The organism is Flagellimonas zhangzhouensis (genome assembly GCF_900102925.1).
Lineage (GTDB): Bacteria > Bacteroidota > Bacteroidia > Flavobacteriales > Flavobacteriaceae > Flagellimonas > Flagellimonas zhangzhouensis.
On record NZ_FNKI01000003.1, the window covers coordinates 190,720 to 206,249 of the forward strand.

Genomic DNA, 15,530 nt, shown 5'->3' on the forward strand with positions numbered 1-15,530 from the left:
TTTTCCTTCTAGTCGAATTACAATTATCAAACTGTCAACTCTTTAGCTCTATTTTAATTTTGTTAAACTTTTTCAATAAAATATTAAACACTATTGTTTTCATTTTGTTTAATCATAACTTTATTTAGTTAAACAATCTAAAAAGCACATGAAAACTTTCAACACAATTACTCGAATTACTTTACTGTTTTTGTTTGTAGCATTTACTTCTTGCTCCGACGACGACAACGGAGGAAATATGCCTCCAGAAACTGAACTTAACATTGTAGAAACTGCACAGGCCACTGCAGAGCTCAGCAGCTTGGTAAGTGCGCTACAAAAAGCGGATGAAAGCCCGAGCAACAATCTGGTTACAGCTTTGAGTGCTGAGGGATCATTTACCGTTTTTGCTCCAACCAATGCCGCATTTGATGATCTTTTTACACAACTGGATGGATTTGATTCTTTGGATGATTTCAACACCCAGCAGTTGCAGGACTTACTGGCAATAATTCTAACCTATCATGTTGTGGGGGCAGAGACCTACTCCACTGACCTTAGTAACGGACAAAGTATAACAACCCTTCAAGGTTCGGATGTTACTATCTCAACGGATGGTGGTGTTTTTATTAGTGACGCGACTTCAGTAGATGCACAAGTAACCACTGCAGATGTAGAAGCCTCGAATGGGGTGGTTCATATAATTGACAAAGTATTGTTGCCACAAGCTATTATTGATGAAATAGGTGACATTATCTTAAAGCCTATCACCGATTTGGTTATGGGCAATGAAAATTTGGAGAGTCTACTAGCCGCCCTTATTGCTGCCGATGGAGATTTACCAACTGTATTAAGAGGTGATGGTCCATTTACCGTATTGGCCCCTACTGATGAAGCTTTTGATGCCTTTTTGGATGGAGCAGCTTTAGCTGATATTCCTACTGATGTTTTGACCAATGTATTGTTGAACCATGTAATATCAGGGGAAGTTTACGCTGCCGATTTGGTAGGTTTAGGTGCAGGATACACTAATACATTAGCGGTTGGTGCAGGTGAAAGAAATATGAGCCTATATTTTGATACTTCTTCGGATGTTAGTTTTAATGGAGTTTCAACCGTTTCAACTCCAGATGTTAAGGCCTTGAACGGGGTAGTTCACATTGTGGATGCCGTGATTGATTTACCTAACATTGTAGATCATGCTGTGGCCAACCCAGGGTTCTCATCTTTAGTTGCTGCTTTAACCGATGGTGGGAATACAACCTTTACCGACCTACTTTCCAACGAAGAAGAGGACTTTACGGTATTTGCACCTGGTAACGATGCATTTGCTGCATTTACCAATCCCAATGGAAATGACATCAATGCTATTCTATCTAACCATGTAGTCGTTGGGACTACTGCATTTTCTTCAGATTTGACCAATTCTTACGTGAATACAGCTGCTGAATTTGATACTGATGAAAACTTAAGTCTATATATAAACACCGACGATGGAGTAACACTTAATGGTACAAGTTCAGTTGTAACCGCTGATGTGGTGGCAACCAATGGTGTGATTCATGCTGTAGATGCAGTAATCGACTTGCCGACCGTGGTGACCTTTGCTGTTGCGGACCCTAACTTTTCTACCTTGGTTCAAGCATTGACTGAATTGACACCTAGTACCGATTTCGTAAGCGTTCTTTCTGCACAAGGTGGAGCAGGAAGTGACCCGTTCACCGTATTTGCACCCACCAATGATGCTTTTGCTGCTTTGGCCAGTATTCCAGAAGAAGCTGACTTGATTCCTATTTTACAACACCACGTAGTCGCTGGCGCCAATGTAAGATCTGGAGACTTAACCGATGGCATTATGGCCACAACTTTGGAAGGTGATGCCATTACTATTAACCTCCCAGGAACAGGTGATAATGTTGCCGATGTTACCGATGGAGCTGGAAATACAGGAATTGGAATTGACGCCGTGGATGTACAAGCCATTAATGGTGTAATCCATGTATTGGATGGCGTATTAATACCAGATACGACCAACTAACCTACAACAGAGTTTTTGTTTGATTGATTGGTTGAGTTTTAACCACAAAAGCCTCCTTGGTGAACAACCTTGGGGGCTTTTTAACGGATTGCATTTACCGTTCATCGATGACACATCAAAACCGAGATATTTTGCCCACAAAAAGTACGGGTTACACAACTATTAATTTTTTCACCCACCTCAATGATGCATCTTTGGAGTCCCAAATCTTATCAAACTAAACCTATAAAAAAACTCCCCCAAGACAATTGGAGGAGTTTTTTGCTTTTAAAAGGTTGTACAGAAATCTATCTTCTTCCTGATTTCTTTTGCTCTTCAGCCTGTTCCATCATTTCGCGCATTTTACGCTGGAACTTATTTTCCTTTTTAGGTTTCTTTTTGTTCTCCTGAATCTGTGCATGGATTTTATCTTCATCCAAAATATAGTTTTTGATAGCCAACATAATAAAGATGGTAATCAAGTTGGAGATAAAGTAGTACAAACTCAACCCACTCGCGTAGTTGTTAAAGAAGAACAACATCATTACAGGGGATAGGTACATAATGAATTTCATATTTGGCATTCCAGGCTGTTGTTGCATCTGCATGCTCTGTCCTGTGGTCATTTGCATGTAAAAGAAAATGGCAACTGAAGCCAAAATCGGGAACAAACTCACGTGGTCACCATAAAATGGAATCGTGAACGGTAATTCAAAAATGGTGTCATAAGAAGACAAATCTTCTGCCCATAAAAATGGCTTCTGCCTCAAAGCAAATGAAGTCGGGAAAAACATGAACAAAGAATAGAAAATGGGCAACTGCAACAAGGCAGGCACACAACCACTCATGGGGCTTACTCCAGCTTTGTTGTAGACTTTCATGGTCTCTTGCTGCTTCTTCATGGCGTTGTCCTTGTACTTCTCGTTGATTTCTGAGATCTCAGGCTTCAACACTTTCATTTTGGCTTGCGACAAGTACGATTTGTAGGTCACTGGCGACAAGGCCAAACGTACCAAAATCGTCATGATGATAATCGCAATACCGTAAGGCAAGAACGAACTCAAGAAGGTATAGAACGGGGTAAAAATGTAACGGTTGATCCATCCGAAAATCCCCCATCCAAATGGAATGGAATCTGCTAGACCTAGTTCTTTATAATTGTCCAACACCTTAACATCGGTAGGTCCATAATACCAGTGCATATTTTGGGAAATTTCCCCTCCTTGCAATTGCAATGGAGCACGGGTACTGTATTCTTTGGTAAATAAAATGTCCTTGCTTTCTTCCTCAACCAAGTTTTTGGAACTCAATTCAGCGGTTTCAAAATGGTCATCTGTCGCCAAAATGGAACTAAAGAAATGCTGACGGTAGGATAACCATTTTACATCTACTTCTGACTCTTCATCAGTTTCGCTGCTTTCGGACAACTTGCTGATGCTACCATCATCATGGTTATAGGTCAAACGGGTGTAACGGTTTTCGTAACGCACACTTTTATCGTGACGGATACCTTTCATATCCCACTCCAAAGTAATAGGCTTACTACTGTTGATCACGCCGTTCAATCCTTGGGAACGCACCGTAAAATCCACCAAATATTCATCTGGTTTAATTTCATAACGGTATTCCAAAAATTGATTGCTGGCCACTTTGGCTTTCATGGAAAGCACTTTGTTGTCGCCACTGGTGGTCATGGATGGCTCAAAATACAAATCGGCAGTATTCAACACACGATTGTCCGAAGTGGAAAAAGTCAACCCAAAATTGGCATTCCCATCTTTTACCAAATACACTGGGATGGAGTCATGGGTGACATAATCTTTCATCTTGGCCTCAACAATCTGTCCACCTTTGTTGGCAATTTCAAGGTAAAGTACCTCATTTTCCAATTTGGTAGTTCCATCTGTTGCTTGCGTAAAACCAAAGGCACCTATGGTGCTCTTATAATTGGCCACCGCTGTGGAATCGCTAAGATTGATGGTTTCAACTTCATTGATTGGTGCTTTTTCAGTCTCTTCCTCAGCTTGAACAGCCATGGCCTCAATCTTCTCCTGCTCCGCTTTTTGAGCCTCTAGCTCTTCTGGTGTGGGTTGATTTTGGAAAAACATGAATACAAGTATTCCAAAAATCAATACAAATCCTATTATGGATTTGACGTCCAGCTTCTTTTCTTCCATGAAAATTATTTAGTCGAATTCTTTTTATCGATAATTCAGTGGGCAAATATATGCCCAAATCCGCCTTTTATGCCAAACTGGCATTGTTTTGTTTCTGCTTCTGGGTCAAAACTGCCTTTACAAAACCAACAAACAATGGATGCGGGTTGGCTACGGTACTCTTATATTCTGGATGGTATTGTACCCCAACGAACCAAGGATGGGCTGGTACTTCAACTACTTCTACTAATCCTGTTTTTGGATTAAAGCCAGATGGCACAAGCCCAGCTTCTTCGAGTTGTTGCTTGTATTCATTGTTGAACTCATAACGGTGTCTGTGACGTTCAGCAATATCGGTTGAACCATACACCTGCTCCACCAAACTGCCTTCTTTTAAATGACAGTCCCAAGATCCCAAACGCATGGTACCTCCCATATCCTTGATGGATTTTTGTTCCTCCATCAAACTAATGACAGGGTAAGGGGTGTTTTTATCCATTTCGGTAGAATTGGCACCTTCCAAACCTAAAATGTTGCGTGCATATTCGATAACGGCCATTTGCATACCCAAACAGATTCCCAAGAAAGGGATATCATTTTCCCTAGCATATTGCACGGCCTTTACTTTTCCTTCGATACCGCGTTCCCCAAAACCTGGAGCTACGAGGATCCCATCCAAGCCCATTAATTTTTTGTCGACATTCTTCACCGTTAAGTGTTCGGAATGAATGGACCTTACCTCAACTTCTACCTCATTGGCAGCACCTGCATGGATAAAAGCTTCTTGAATGGATTTATAGGAATCTGGAAGTTCTACGTATTTTCCGATCAATCCGATAACCACTTTGTTCTTCGGATTTTTATGACGTTGCAAAAATTCTTTCCATTGGTCAAGATTCGGCTCAGTGGTATTTGGCAAAGCCAATTTTTCCAAAGCAACCGTATCCAAACCTTCTTCCTGCATTAAAATCGGCACATCATAAATGGTGGATGCATCGATGGATTGAATTACGGCTTCTTTCCTCACATTACAGAACAAAGCCAATTTTTGTTTGATGTCCTCCGAAATTTGATGCTCGGTTCTACATACCAAAATATCTGCCTTGATTCCACTCTCCATCAAAGTTTTAACGGAGTGCTGTGTTGGTTTGGTTTTTAATTCCCCCGCGGCAGATAAAAATGGCACCAAAGTGAGGTGGATAACGATTCCGTTGTGCTCACCCAATTCCCAAAGTAACTGACGAACAGATTCAATATATGGTAGAGACTCAATGTCACCCACGGTACCTCCGATTTCAGTAATCACGATATCATAATCACCACTTTTACCCAAAATTTGGATACGCTCTTTTATTTCGTTGGTAATGTGAGGTACAACCTGTACTGTTTTCCCCAAAAATTCACCTCTACGTTCCTTTTCAATAACGCTTTGATAAATACGTCCTGTGGTTACGTTGTTTGCTTGTGAAGTTCGTACGTTCAAAAAACGCTCGTAGTGTCCCAAATCCAAGTCGGTTTCGGCACCATCATCGGTCACATAACATTCCCCATGTTCGTACGGATTCAGGGTACCTGGATCTACATTTATATAGGGATCTAATTTTTGAATGGTGGTTCGGTATCCCCTGGCTTGCAGTAGTTTGGCCAAGGATGCGGCGATAATTCCTTTACCTAAAGATGATGTTACGCCTCCCGTAACGAAAATGTACTTTGTCTCTGACATATTGCTATCTCTATTACGGGGCGTAAAGGTACAAATTGCTGCTTATAAATCAGGAGGATTCGCGAGGAAAATCTTTTTGAATTTTTTTGATGATGGGTTCCAGGTTGTTATCCTTAATGGTGAGCATCATATCCAAGTAGTTGCCCAACTTCCCCTCGGGGAATCCCTTTTGCTTGAACCAAACCAAATAAGGAAGCGGTAAATCCAATAAATAGCGGCCCTTGAACTTGCCAAAAGGCATGCGATAATGGGCCAGTTCCACTAATTGTTTTGAATCGGGTCGTATTTCCATTTATAAGTCTAAAATACTATCTTTCCAATTACAAATCCGAAAAATGAGACGTAGAAATTTTATCACCACAGCTGCCATTGGCTCAGCTGGGTTGGCTTCCGCATCAGCAATGGCAAGTAGTCAAAGCCCATCCAAAGAATTTAAACTTAAAGGCAACATCAACCACAGTGTGTGTGAGTGGTGTTTTAACGATATTCCTTTTGAAGAGTTTTTGCAAACATTGAATGAACTTGGGGTAAAAGCAATTGATTTGGTCGGTCCTGATAAATGGCCACTTCTAAAGAAGTACGACATTCATTGCTCTATGTGCAATGGGGCAGAAATTGGACTGGCCGAGGGCTGGAACAATCCAAAATACCATGAGCAACTGATAAAAAACTATACGGAAATGATTCCAAAGGTGGCTGAGGCAGGGTATACCAACCTTATCTGCTTTAGTGGAAACCGAAACGGCATGAACGATTACGTTGGGCTACAAAACTGCGTAGACGGATTATCCCAAATTATGCCATTGGCTGAAAAACATGGTGTGGTTATTCAAATGGAATTGTTCAACCAAGTAAACCACCCAGATTATATGTGCGATAGTTCTATTTGGGGCGTTGAGCTTTGTAAACATTTGGGCAGTGACAACTTTAAGCTATTGTTTGACATCTACCACATGCAGATCCAAGAAGGGGATATTATTCGAAGTATCCAGAATTACCACCCTTATTTTGGACATTATCATACGGCAGGTGTTCCTGGAAGACATGAAATCGATGAAACCCAAGAATTATATTACCCTGCCATCATTAAAGCGATACATGCTACAGGATTTAAAGGGTATGTTGCCCAAGAATTTATTGTGACTTGGGAGGATAAAATCGAAGCGTTGAAAGACGGATTTATGCGCTGTGATATTTAATCACATCCCATCAACTTGACTAAACAATAATGAACAGAAGAGCATTTATTCAGAATACGGCGATGGCTTCCAGTGCAACCCTGTTATTGGGATTGGGGTCTTGTTCGCCCACTTCAAAAGGGTTGGACAGCATCGGTGTCCAATTGTTCTCACTTCCTAAATTATTGGACAATGATTTAGAAGGAGCTTTGGAAATGTTGTCTCAAATGGGCTACAAAGAAATTGAAATATATGGCCCCTACCCTTTTAGTGCTGCCGCCGCTCATGAACGCTGGAAAGCGGTAACCCCAAGTTTAGGTTTTACGGGAAGTGGTTTTTTCGGCAAAACAGCAGAAGAATTTGGAAGCCTGCTGAAAAATCATGGTTTAAAGGCCACATCTGGCCATGTTGACTTGGTAAGTCTACAAACCAAAATGCCCGAAATTGGAAAAGCGGTTCGCACGCTTGGATTGGATTGCTTTGGTATCTCTGCAATTCCAGGAGATTTAAGAGCAAGCTTGGACGATTACAAACGAATGGCGGATACGTTTAACGCCATCGGCAAAAATGCAAAAGAGGAAGGTTTCAAATTTATTTACCACAATCACGGTTACGGTCTTCACGAAATGGATGGCCAGATTCCATTGCATATTATTTTGGACAACACCGACCCTGATCTGGTCTTTTTTGAAATGGATATTTATTGGACCACTGCTGGTGGTGCAGACCCAGTTGCGTATTTGGAAAAATACAAAGGTCGTTACAAGGCCATGCACTTAAAAGATATGAAAGAAATTACCACTTTTAAGGGTGATGGAGGCTCTTCGGATCAATGGATCGAATTATTTCCGTTGATGACTTCGGTAGGAAAAGGTGCAATGGACATTCCCGCTATTGTGGAAGCTGGTCAAAAATCTGGTGTGGAACACTTTTTTGTAGAACAAGATGTGGTTGAAAAACCTAAGGTTGCCCTGAAGGAAAGTATTGATTATTTAAAAACGCTTTAAAATATTTCAGCATAAAAAAAGGGCCATCAAAATAATTTGTTGGCCCTTTTTATTTTAATAGGAGCTGGCTTTATCCAGCAATTCCAAATCTTCCGAATCCAACTGCAGTTCGGGTGCATTGAAAAGAGTTTCCAACTGTCTTTCACTTGTTGCACTAGCAATGGGAGCACCCAAATTAGGTTGAGCCAATAGCCAGGCCAAAGAAACCGTTGCCTGAGTAGTATTGTGCTTCTCGGCCACTTGGTCCAATGCTTTGATGACTCCGAGTCCTTTATCGTTCAGATATTTTTTAACGCTGCCACCACGTACACTTTTATTCAAATCGTCTTCGGAACGGTATTTCCCAGTTAAAAAACCAGACGCCAAGGACCAATATGGGAATACGGTCAAATTGTATTTTTCGGCTAAAGGGGCATAATCGGTTTCGTATCCCTTGCGCTCCAATAAATTGTAGTGGGGCTGCAAGGCTTGATATTTTGGCAATCCATTTTTCTCGGCCACTACAAAAGATTCTTCCAAACGTTCTGGCGACACATTGGATGCGGCAATATATCTTACTTTCCCAGCCTTGATGATTTCATCATAGGCCTCCAAAGTTTCTTCAATAGGCGTTTTATTGTCATCGAAATGGGTGTAATACAAATCAATGTAATCGGTTTGCAATCGCTGCAATGATTTATCCACTGTCTCCAAAATGTGTTTTTTACTTGTGTCCACTGGATGTGTTCCAGTTTCCCCACCCACTTTGGTAGCCATGATCACGTCGGATCTGTTACCTCGGGCTTTCATCCACTCCCCCAAAATGGTTTCGGACTGTCCTCCCTCACCGCCATCTACCCAGTACGAGTACATATCGGCAGTATCTATAAAATTGAAGCCTTTGTCCACAAAAGCATCCAAAATTTTAAAGGATGCATCCTTGTCCAAGGTCCATCCAAAAACATTTCCTCCTAAATTAATGGGAGCCACTTCTAAGTCGGTACTCCCTATTTTTACTTTTTTCATATGTAAACTTTACTTCAAAGGAACCAAAGAAATCTCGCAATCCCTTATAAAGAAATTATAAAATCCGAGAGGTTTACTCCATCTCAAAACTCATATTTCAACTCCTCTAGTAAATTAAAAAAATAATAATCGTAGTTTTAATAACTGTACACCAACCAACCTCAACATGTTAGCATTTTTTAGAAGAATTAGGCAACAATTACTTTCCGAGAATAAATTCAGTAAATATTTGCTCTATGCTTTTGGCGAAATTATTCTGGTAGTCATTGGGATTTTGATTGCGCTACAAATCAACAATTGGAACGAGGAACGAAAAAATACCCAACTCGAAAAAAATTATCTGATTTCCATATCGACAGATTTGGAAAATTTAAGCTTAAACACACAGCGAATTTACGTTGACCAATTTGATGAAAAAATTGAAAATCTACTTTTCGCCAAAAAATATATTGAAGTACCCTTTGCCATTGTTGACACCCTTCAATTTATAAACACCATCTCTAAAGGAGCCGCATCATTTAGTGGTTTTTATTTGGTAGATGATGAGGCATATCAAGAATTGGTGAGCACTGGTAATTTACGTTTGATAAGGAATGATAGCTTACGAAAAGATTTATCCGAGTTCTATACGGATATGAAAGTACAAGCTGAATTATCCAAAAGGTACAATACGGAATATGGTAATTATATAAATGCCATTCGACCTTTTAACAATGATAATCCCAGCTATGTCAATCTATATGACGTTAATGAATTTTTGGAGGAGTTGAAAACGAAAAAGTTTCGCCAATTGGTCGATCACGAACTTACGTATGGTTATAGAACCAGGCGAATGGCCAAAAATGTTGTTAAAAATGCGCAAAAACTGAAAGAAAGGGTTGAAGAAGAAATTAAATAACAAGATTCAAGTTCAAGTCTCAAGTGCAAACTCAAATCTAACTTTCTTCTTTTAGGGCTTTTGCGATTTTCTGGTTCCATTCCAATTGCTTTTCCCGATTTCTAGAGAAGTTGGTTTCCCAATCGTAGCGTTCTTGATAGTCTTGGAGTTCGTTTAAAATGTCCTTATAAATTTTTCTGATTTCTGCTTTTACATCATCCGAAAAGGAAGTTCTTTCCAATTTGTTGCGCATTTTTCTGGCGAAGAGTTCTGAGATATCAAAATGCAATTGTTCATGCGCCAAGGTGTTATCGGTGCATTCTTCAGGTTTATACCAAGATTCGTTGGGATAGAAATAGGCATTAACCTCAAAGTCTAGCTTCACCTCATGATGTAATAAATTGGCTGAATACGAATAACTGATTCCACTTGCGGTTGTTGCAGCAGGTCCTACACCTACGGGTACCTTACCTTTAAAATCGTTCCAAGTAAGGCGTTTCATTTCGCCCCATGCCACACCTTCCTCAATTTCTTGTGCAAATCCAACAAAACTGAGAAAAAACAAGCATGTTATGGCGGTTATTTTACCCAATGAAAATCAATTATTCTTTCAATATCGGGGTGCAAACTAAAATGCACTGGACAAGTTCTGGCGGTGTGTTCCAAAATTTTACGGTTCTTGTCTGAAACATTGGCTGGCATTTCCAACTTCACTTCTATTTTGGAAATCCGTCTGGGATTTGCTTCCATATGTTTGGTCACTTCCGCAGTGGAACCCACCAAATCAACTCCAAGATCACGTGCTTTAATGCCCATCATGGTCATCATACAATTGGCCAGTCCGTTTGCCACGGTATCTGTTGGTGAAAAAGCCTCGCCTTTCCCATTGTTGTCCAACGGGGCATCGGTTATAAACTCACTACCAGAGCGCAAATGCACATTGGTAGTTCGTAAGTTTCCGTTATAAGTTACTTTTGATGTTGCCATCTTGTTTTACCTCTTTAATTTGAAGATCTTCGTATTGCATAATGTACGCTGCACGGTTAAAATACCCCGATGTCCAATCCCTGAAATAATCAAAGCTATTTCCAGAATAATCAGTCTGTCCTATAATTGCCGAGGTTTCAAAAAGATTGTTTTTGTGGGCTAATTTCAACAATACATCCATGGTCACATCAAATCCACGAATCGCATAGCGATCGGGTTGGTTCCCTTTGAATTTTTTAGCATAGGATTTCGCGAAGGCATCATTACCTGCCGATCTGTAAAAAGATGGATAGGTGAATTTAAGATTGGACAAGTGTGTATTGGAAACAGCATCATCTTCAAAAGCGCTATTATAACTCGTTGTGAACATACGCACTTTGGTAGGTTTTACGTCCTCACCTACTCCTACTACTGGAGTATTGGCAGAGTTCAAAATTGAGGTTACACTGGCCACCATATTGGGTTGTTCGGTTTCTAAAAACACCCAGTTTTCTTTTTGATCGGAAAGTTTGACCAAAAACTCATCCAACTTCAATGATTTATTTTCTACAATTTTTGCAATCTGAGCAGCTGGAAACTTGCTTAAAATAGAATCGTGCGCCGCACGATGCGTAGAATCTGCAATGATGATTATGTTTTCATCTTTGTGGATTTTCTCCATGTACGCCAACATCTTTTCCCTTAACACCTCATCCTTGGGTACGGAGTAATACACATTGCCATGGCTTAATTTGCTGTCGGATGCAATGGGCGCAACTACAGGAATATTTTTAGCAGATGCCTGAACGGCTACTTCATCCAAAGCTCCAGAAGATAAAGGCCCAATAATGGCATTTACGCCATTTAAATTATCCCTAAATAGGATTTCCTTTACTTTGGTTTGGTTCAATTCGGTATCGTAGGTCTTTACATCTACAGATACTCCCATTTGTTTAATGGAATCCAATGCAACCATAGCACCTGTATAGAACCCAAGGCTCAAAGCCAAATCGCGACGGGTTTTAATTTGGGCTTCTGCAGTTTCCACATCCGAAGGGTTTACACGATCCAAACGGAAGGGTAACATAAATACCAACTTAGGTCGGTTCTCTACATTAATGCTATCCACCAAATTAATTTTATCAATCACCAAGGCGTTTTTCACTTCCAGACCTTCTTCTTTTTCCTTGGGAAGTTTTAATACCATCCCTGCTTTCAATCCATTTTCAAGATCTGGATTTAGTTTAAAAAGCTCATCACGGGTAATATTCAGGTTTTGGGTAATCCTGAAAATATTTTGTTTTGGTTTTACCTCATAAAAAATGAAGTTATCCGTATTAACCTCGCCTGTGGTTTCCCGTTTCTTAGGTAAACGAATCACCATTCCCTCCTTAAGACCACCAACCTGCATGATCTCAGGATTCAATTTTACTATCGAATCCGATGGAATGCCATACTCGCGGCCTAAACTATATAAGGTCATTTTTTGAGGTACGGTGTAAGAGGTGAAAAGTTCTATTTGCTGTTCTTTTAAACTATCACCTTTAGGTCTGGGCAATTTTAGCTCTTGTCCAGCAGCCAAATAATTGTTGTTTTTATCCAATTCTGGATTCAAAATCAACAAGCTATCGATTGTGATTCCATATTTATGGGCAACACTCCAACGGGTTTCTTTCGGCTGAACAGTGTAAGTTTCAAAATCGAGTTCCTTATCTTCATTAGGATCTACTTCAGGAAATTCAGGAATCTGCAACACCATACCCTTTTGCAAAGATTCGGAATACAATTGGGTATTGTATCTTTTTAATTGCTCTTCGGTAATTCCGTATTCTTTGGTAAGACCGAACATAGTTTCACGCCTCTTTACCCTATGACGACTAAACCCTATAGGTTTAATTTCTTCCTTTTTTTCTTCTTGGGTTTCTTTCTTTTCTGGAATTACAGCGCCATTCAAAGGAATAATTAAAATAGTGTTCACCTTTACATCGGCGGCACTTTTAATTTCCTTATTGGCCTGTAAAATACTGTAAGGGGTCACCCTATATTTTTGAGAGATACTTTGAAGTGTTTCTCCTTCTTTTACAGCGTGAGTTTCATAGTTCTGTGCGGAAACTGGAATTGCAGCCAAAAAAATGACCGCAAAAACCAGTTGTAAAATATGTTTTTTCATTCCCATTCTATAGTTGCCGGTGGTTTTGAGCTAATGTCATACACTACTCTATTAACGCCTTTAACCTTGTTTATTATATCGTTAGATGTCTTTTGCAGGAATTCATAAGGCAAATTCACCCAATCAGCGGTCATACCATCGGTACTTTCCACTGCTCGGAGTGCCACGCACTTTTCATAAGTACGTTCATCTCCCATAACTCCTACACTATCTACGGGTAAAAGCATGGCTCCGGCCTGCCAAACCTTATCATAAAGGCCCCATTTTTTTAATCCATCAATAAAAATGGCGTCCACCTCCTGTAAAATAGCCACTTTTTCTGCGGTAATATCTCCTAAAATTCTGATACCCAATCCAGGTCCTGGAAAAGGGTGTCTACCCAAAATTTCAGGTGACATTCCCATGCTGGCCCCTACTCTTCGCACTTCATCTTTGAACAACATTTTTAAGGGCTCAACTATTTTCAACTTCATATAATCTGGCAAACCGCCAACGTTGTGGTGACTTTTGATCACTGCGGATGGCCCTCCACTTGCCGAAACCGATTCGATTCGGTCTGGGTAAATGGTTCCTTGTGCCAACCACTTTGCGTTTTCCACTTTGTGCGATTCATCATCAAATACCTCGATAAACACGCGTCCAATGATTTTTCTTTTTCCTTCTGGATCAGATTCGCCTTTTAGGGCATCCAAAAAGCGTGCCGAAGCATCAACCCCCTTAACATTAAGTCCCATGTGTTTATATTGGTCCAACACACTTTCGAACTCATTTTTACGCAACAATCCGTTGTTTACAAAAATGCAATACAGGTGATCTCCAATGGCTTTGTGCAACAGCATGGCCGCCACACTGGAGTCAACACCTCCAGATAATCCCAAGATTACTTTTTCATCTCCGATTTCCTGTTTCAACTCCTCAACGGTAGTTTCCACAAAGGCATCAGGAGTCCAATCTTGTTCTAGACCAGCTATGTTCACCAAAAAGTTTTCCAACAATTTGGCTCCATCGGTGGTATGATATACTTCGGGGTGAAATTGAATTCCATAAGTGGTCTCCCCATCAATTTTATAGGCTGCATTGGCCACATCATGGGTGCTTGCTAATCGAATCCCCCCTTCAGGTAATTCCTTTATAGTATCGGAATGGCTCATCCATACTTGGCTTCCTTCGCTTAATCCTTCAAGAAAATCCTCTCCATCTTTAACAAAAGACAAGTTGGCTCTACCATACTCCCTAGTTGCTGAAGGTGCCACATTCCCACCATTAAAATGGGAAAGATATTGTGCGCCATAACAAATGCCCAAAAGGGGCTTTTTGCCTTTTATTTCTGACAAATCGGGATGTGGCGCAGATTCGGAACGCACCGATGAAGGTGAGCCTGAAAGAATCACAGCTTTGTATTCCGAAAGGTCCTCGGGAAGCTTGTTATACGGTTTAATTTCTGAGTAAATGTTAAGTTCCCTCACGCGTCTCGCGATCAATTGGGTATACTGGGAACCAAAGTCTAGAATGAGTACGTTGTTATGCATGGGCAAAAATAGCAATTTGCTTTAGTTGCAAAAGTATCTTTTAAAGGTTATTTATGACAACTTTCTTAACAATCAAATTCCTTTAATTAAGAATCAATTAGAATGAAAAGGAAAAATAAACCCTGCTATTCCTTAGTAAAAACATAACACTATCTAGTTTTTTTCTTAATTCTTTTCATCATTTCTTTGCGCTTTCAATAAACGTTGACCATGATTAAGGGATTTATTTTTGATTTGGACGGTGTGATTACCGATACGGCTGAGCTTCATTATGAGGCGTGGAAAAAACTATCGGATGATATGGGTTGGTTTTTTGACCGAGAGCTCAATGAAAAGCTTCGTGGCATTTCCAGAATGGATTCCATTAAAGTTATTATGGATCATAATAAAGTTTCTTTGGATGAAGCTACCGTGGAAGAGTTGGCGACTAAAAAGAACGACATCTACGTTGACAGTTTGGATACCATGACTGAGGAAGATTTCCTTCCTGGGGCCAAAGAACTTTTGACCCATCTACGTGCGGAAGGTTTTAGTGTTGCCCTGGGAAGTGCAAGCAAGAATGCCCCAAAGGTGTTGCAACAATTAAAAGCCACCCATTACTTTGATGTTGTTGGAGACGGAAATAGCGTTGAAAAAAGTAAACCTGCTCCAGATATTTTTCTTTTTGCTGCTGAAAAAATGAGATTGCCTGCGGACAACTGTATTGTGTTTGAAGATGCCGAAAAAGGAATCGATGCCGCTAAGACTGGAGGATTTTATAGCGTAGGGATTGGTCCTGAAGAGCGTGTAGGCCATGCTGACCTTAGATTCGATACCATGAAAGAAGCGACCTTATTTGAAGTGAAGTCTTTTTTCTCAGATTTGTTCTAAAATCAATTACCACCCCTTTTTCACAGACCTAAACTCTTCTTTTTCATAAAGTT

The 15,530-nt window shown here is 40.3% G+C and carries 13 protein-coding genes; 5 read left to right on the forward strand and 8 right to left on the reverse strand.

What is annotated here, in order from left to right:
- Positions 1 to 148: 148 nt before the first annotated feature.
- On the forward strand, positions 149 to 2,017 hold the full coding sequence (locus BLQ18_RS14430; RefSeq protein ID WP_245668139.1) for a fasciclin domain-containing protein: 1,869 nt from the start codon (positions 149 to 151) through the stop codon (positions 2,015 to 2,017).
- A 287-nt stretch (positions 2,018 to 2,304) separates the two neighbouring features.
- Here the strand turns inward: BLQ18_RS14430 and yidC are convergent, their stop codons facing one another.
- The 3 genes from yidC to BLQ18_RS14445 all read right to left on the reverse strand — a co-directional run bounded on the left by yidC (position 2,305) and on the right by BLQ18_RS14445 (position 6,167).
- A complete protein-coding gene (yidC, locus tag BLQ18_RS14435; protein WP_090298119.1) occupies positions 2,305 to 4,173 on the reverse strand; it encodes a membrane protein insertase YidC in 1,869 nt (622 codons plus the stop codon).
- 67 nt (positions 4,174 to 4,240) lie between these two features.
- A complete protein-coding gene (locus tag BLQ18_RS14440) occupies positions 4,241 to 5,875 on the reverse strand; it encodes a CTP synthase (RefSeq protein ID WP_090298122.1) in 1,635 nt (544 codons plus the stop codon).
- A 49-nt stretch (positions 5,876 to 5,924) separates the two neighbouring features.
- The gene (locus BLQ18_RS14445) at positions 5,925 to 6,167 is read right to left on the reverse strand and encodes a DUF3820 family protein (protein WP_090298125.1); all 243 of its coding nucleotides are present in this window, start codon (positions 6,165 to 6,167) and stop codon (positions 5,925 to 5,927) included.
- Between the two features lie 43 nt (positions 6,168 to 6,210).
- Here BLQ18_RS14445 and BLQ18_RS14450 point away from each other — a divergent pair, with 43 nt between their 5' ends.
- Positions 6,211 to 7,074 carry a hydroxypyruvate isomerase family protein gene (locus BLQ18_RS14450; RefSeq protein WP_090298127.1) on the forward strand — a complete coding sequence of 288 codons (864 nt, stop codon included), beginning with the start codon at positions 6,211 to 6,213 and terminating at the stop codon, positions 7,072 to 7,074.
- A 29-nt stretch (positions 7,075 to 7,103) separates the two neighbouring features.
- Entirely contained in the window at positions 7,104 to 8,060 is a 957-nt protein-coding gene (locus BLQ18_RS14455) for a sugar phosphate isomerase/epimerase family protein (protein ID WP_090298130.1), read from the forward strand.
- 54 nt (positions 8,061 to 8,114) lie between these two features.
- Here the strand turns inward: BLQ18_RS14455 and BLQ18_RS14460 are convergent, their stop codons facing one another.
- Positions 8,115 to 9,065, reverse strand: a complete 951-nt coding sequence (locus tag BLQ18_RS14460; protein ID WP_090298133.1) for an aldo/keto reductase — start codon at positions 9,063 to 9,065, stop codon at positions 8,115 to 8,117.
- A gap of 166 nt (positions 9,066 to 9,231) precedes the next feature.
- Here BLQ18_RS14460 and BLQ18_RS14465 point away from each other — a divergent pair, with 166 nt between their 5' ends.
- Positions 9,232 to 9,963: a DUF6090 family protein gene (locus BLQ18_RS14465; RefSeq protein ID WP_090298136.1), complete on the forward strand. Its 732-nt coding sequence runs from the start codon at positions 9,232 to 9,234 to the stop codon at positions 9,961 to 9,963.
- Between the two features lie 37 nt (positions 9,964 to 10,000).
- Here BLQ18_RS14465 and BLQ18_RS14470 read toward each other — a convergent pair whose 3' ends face one another.
- Genes BLQ18_RS14470 through guaA form a run of 4 tightly spaced genes read right to left on the reverse strand, consistent with a single transcriptional unit; the run spans position 10,001 to position 14,607 of the window.
- Positions 10,001 to 10,534, reverse strand: a complete 534-nt coding sequence (locus BLQ18_RS14470) for a DUF922 domain-containing protein (RefSeq protein ID WP_090298137.1) — start codon at positions 10,532 to 10,534, stop codon at positions 10,001 to 10,003.
- The gene (locus tag BLQ18_RS14475; RefSeq protein WP_090298140.1) at positions 10,522 to 10,929 is read right to left on the reverse strand and encodes an OsmC family protein; all 408 of its coding nucleotides are present in this window, start codon (positions 10,927 to 10,929) and stop codon (positions 10,522 to 10,524) included. Before BLQ18_RS14475 ends, BLQ18_RS14470 begins: the two co-directional genes overlap by 13 nt.
- Entirely contained in the window at positions 10,904 to 13,078 is a 2,175-nt protein-coding gene (locus tag BLQ18_RS14480; protein WP_090298246.1) for a LysM peptidoglycan-binding domain-containing protein, read from the reverse strand. Before BLQ18_RS14480 ends, BLQ18_RS14475 begins: the two co-directional genes overlap by 26 nt.
- On the reverse strand, positions 13,075 to 14,607 hold the full coding sequence (gene guaA / locus BLQ18_RS14485; protein ID WP_090298142.1) for a glutamine-hydrolyzing GMP synthase: 1,533 nt from the start codon (positions 14,605 to 14,607) through the stop codon (positions 13,075 to 13,077). The genes BLQ18_RS14480 and guaA overlap by 4 nt, the downstream gene beginning before the upstream one ends.
- Before the next feature lie 210 nt (positions 14,608 to 14,817).
- On the opposite strand from guaA, the gene pgmB reads away from it, so the two are divergent.
- On the forward strand, positions 14,818 to 15,477 hold the full coding sequence (gene pgmB / locus BLQ18_RS14490; protein WP_090298146.1) for a beta-phosphoglucomutase: 660 nt from the start codon (positions 14,818 to 14,820) through the stop codon (positions 15,475 to 15,477).
- The last annotated feature ends 53 nt before the right edge of the window (positions 15,478 to 15,530 follow it).

What these genes read in the sequence shown, in the direction of transcription:
- yidC (WP_090298119.1), bottom strand. Translation starts at nt 4,173, where the DNA reads ATGGAAGAAAAGAAGCTGGACGTCAAATCCATAATAGGATTTGTATTG.
- BLQ18_RS14450 (WP_090298127.1), top strand. Translation starts at nt 6,211, where the DNA reads ATGAGACGTAGAAATTTTATCACCACAGCTGCCATTGGCTCAGCTGGG.
- pgmB (WP_090298146.1), top strand. Translation starts at nt 14,818, where the DNA reads ATGATTAAGGGATTTATTTTTGATTTGGACGGTGTGATTACCGATACG.
- guaA (WP_090298142.1), bottom strand. Translation starts at nt 14,607, where the DNA reads ATGCATAACAACGTACTCATTCTAGACTTTGGTTCCCAGTATACCCAA.
- BLQ18_RS14455 (WP_090298130.1), top strand. Translation starts at nt 7,104, where the DNA reads ATGAACAGAAGAGCATTTATTCAGAATACGGCGATGGCTTCCAGTGCA.
- BLQ18_RS14460 (WP_090298133.1), bottom strand. Translation starts at nt 9,065, where the DNA reads ATGAAAAAAGTAAAAATAGGGAGTACCGACTTAGAAGTGGCTCCCATT.
- BLQ18_RS14440 (WP_090298122.1), bottom strand. Translation starts at nt 5,875, where the DNA reads ATGTCAGAGACAAAGTACATTTTCGTTACGGGAGGCGTAACATCATCT.
- BLQ18_RS14465 (WP_090298136.1), top strand. Translation starts at nt 9,232, where the DNA reads ATGTTAGCATTTTTTAGAAGAATTAGGCAACAATTACTTTCCGAGAAT.
- BLQ18_RS14475 (WP_090298140.1), bottom strand. Translation starts at nt 10,929, where the DNA reads ATGGCAACATCAAAAGTAACTTATAACGGAAACTTACGAACTACCAAT.
- BLQ18_RS14445 (WP_090298125.1), bottom strand. Translation starts at nt 6,167, where the DNA reads ATGGAAATACGACCCGATTCAAAACAATTAGTGGAACTGGCCCATTAT.
- BLQ18_RS14480 (WP_090298246.1), bottom strand. Translation starts at nt 13,078, where the DNA reads ATGAAAAAACATATTTTACAACTGGTTTTTGCGGTCATTTTTTTGGCT.
- BLQ18_RS14430 (WP_245668139.1), top strand. Translation starts at nt 149, where the DNA reads ATGAAAACTTTCAACACAATTACTCGAATTACTTTACTGTTTTTGTTT.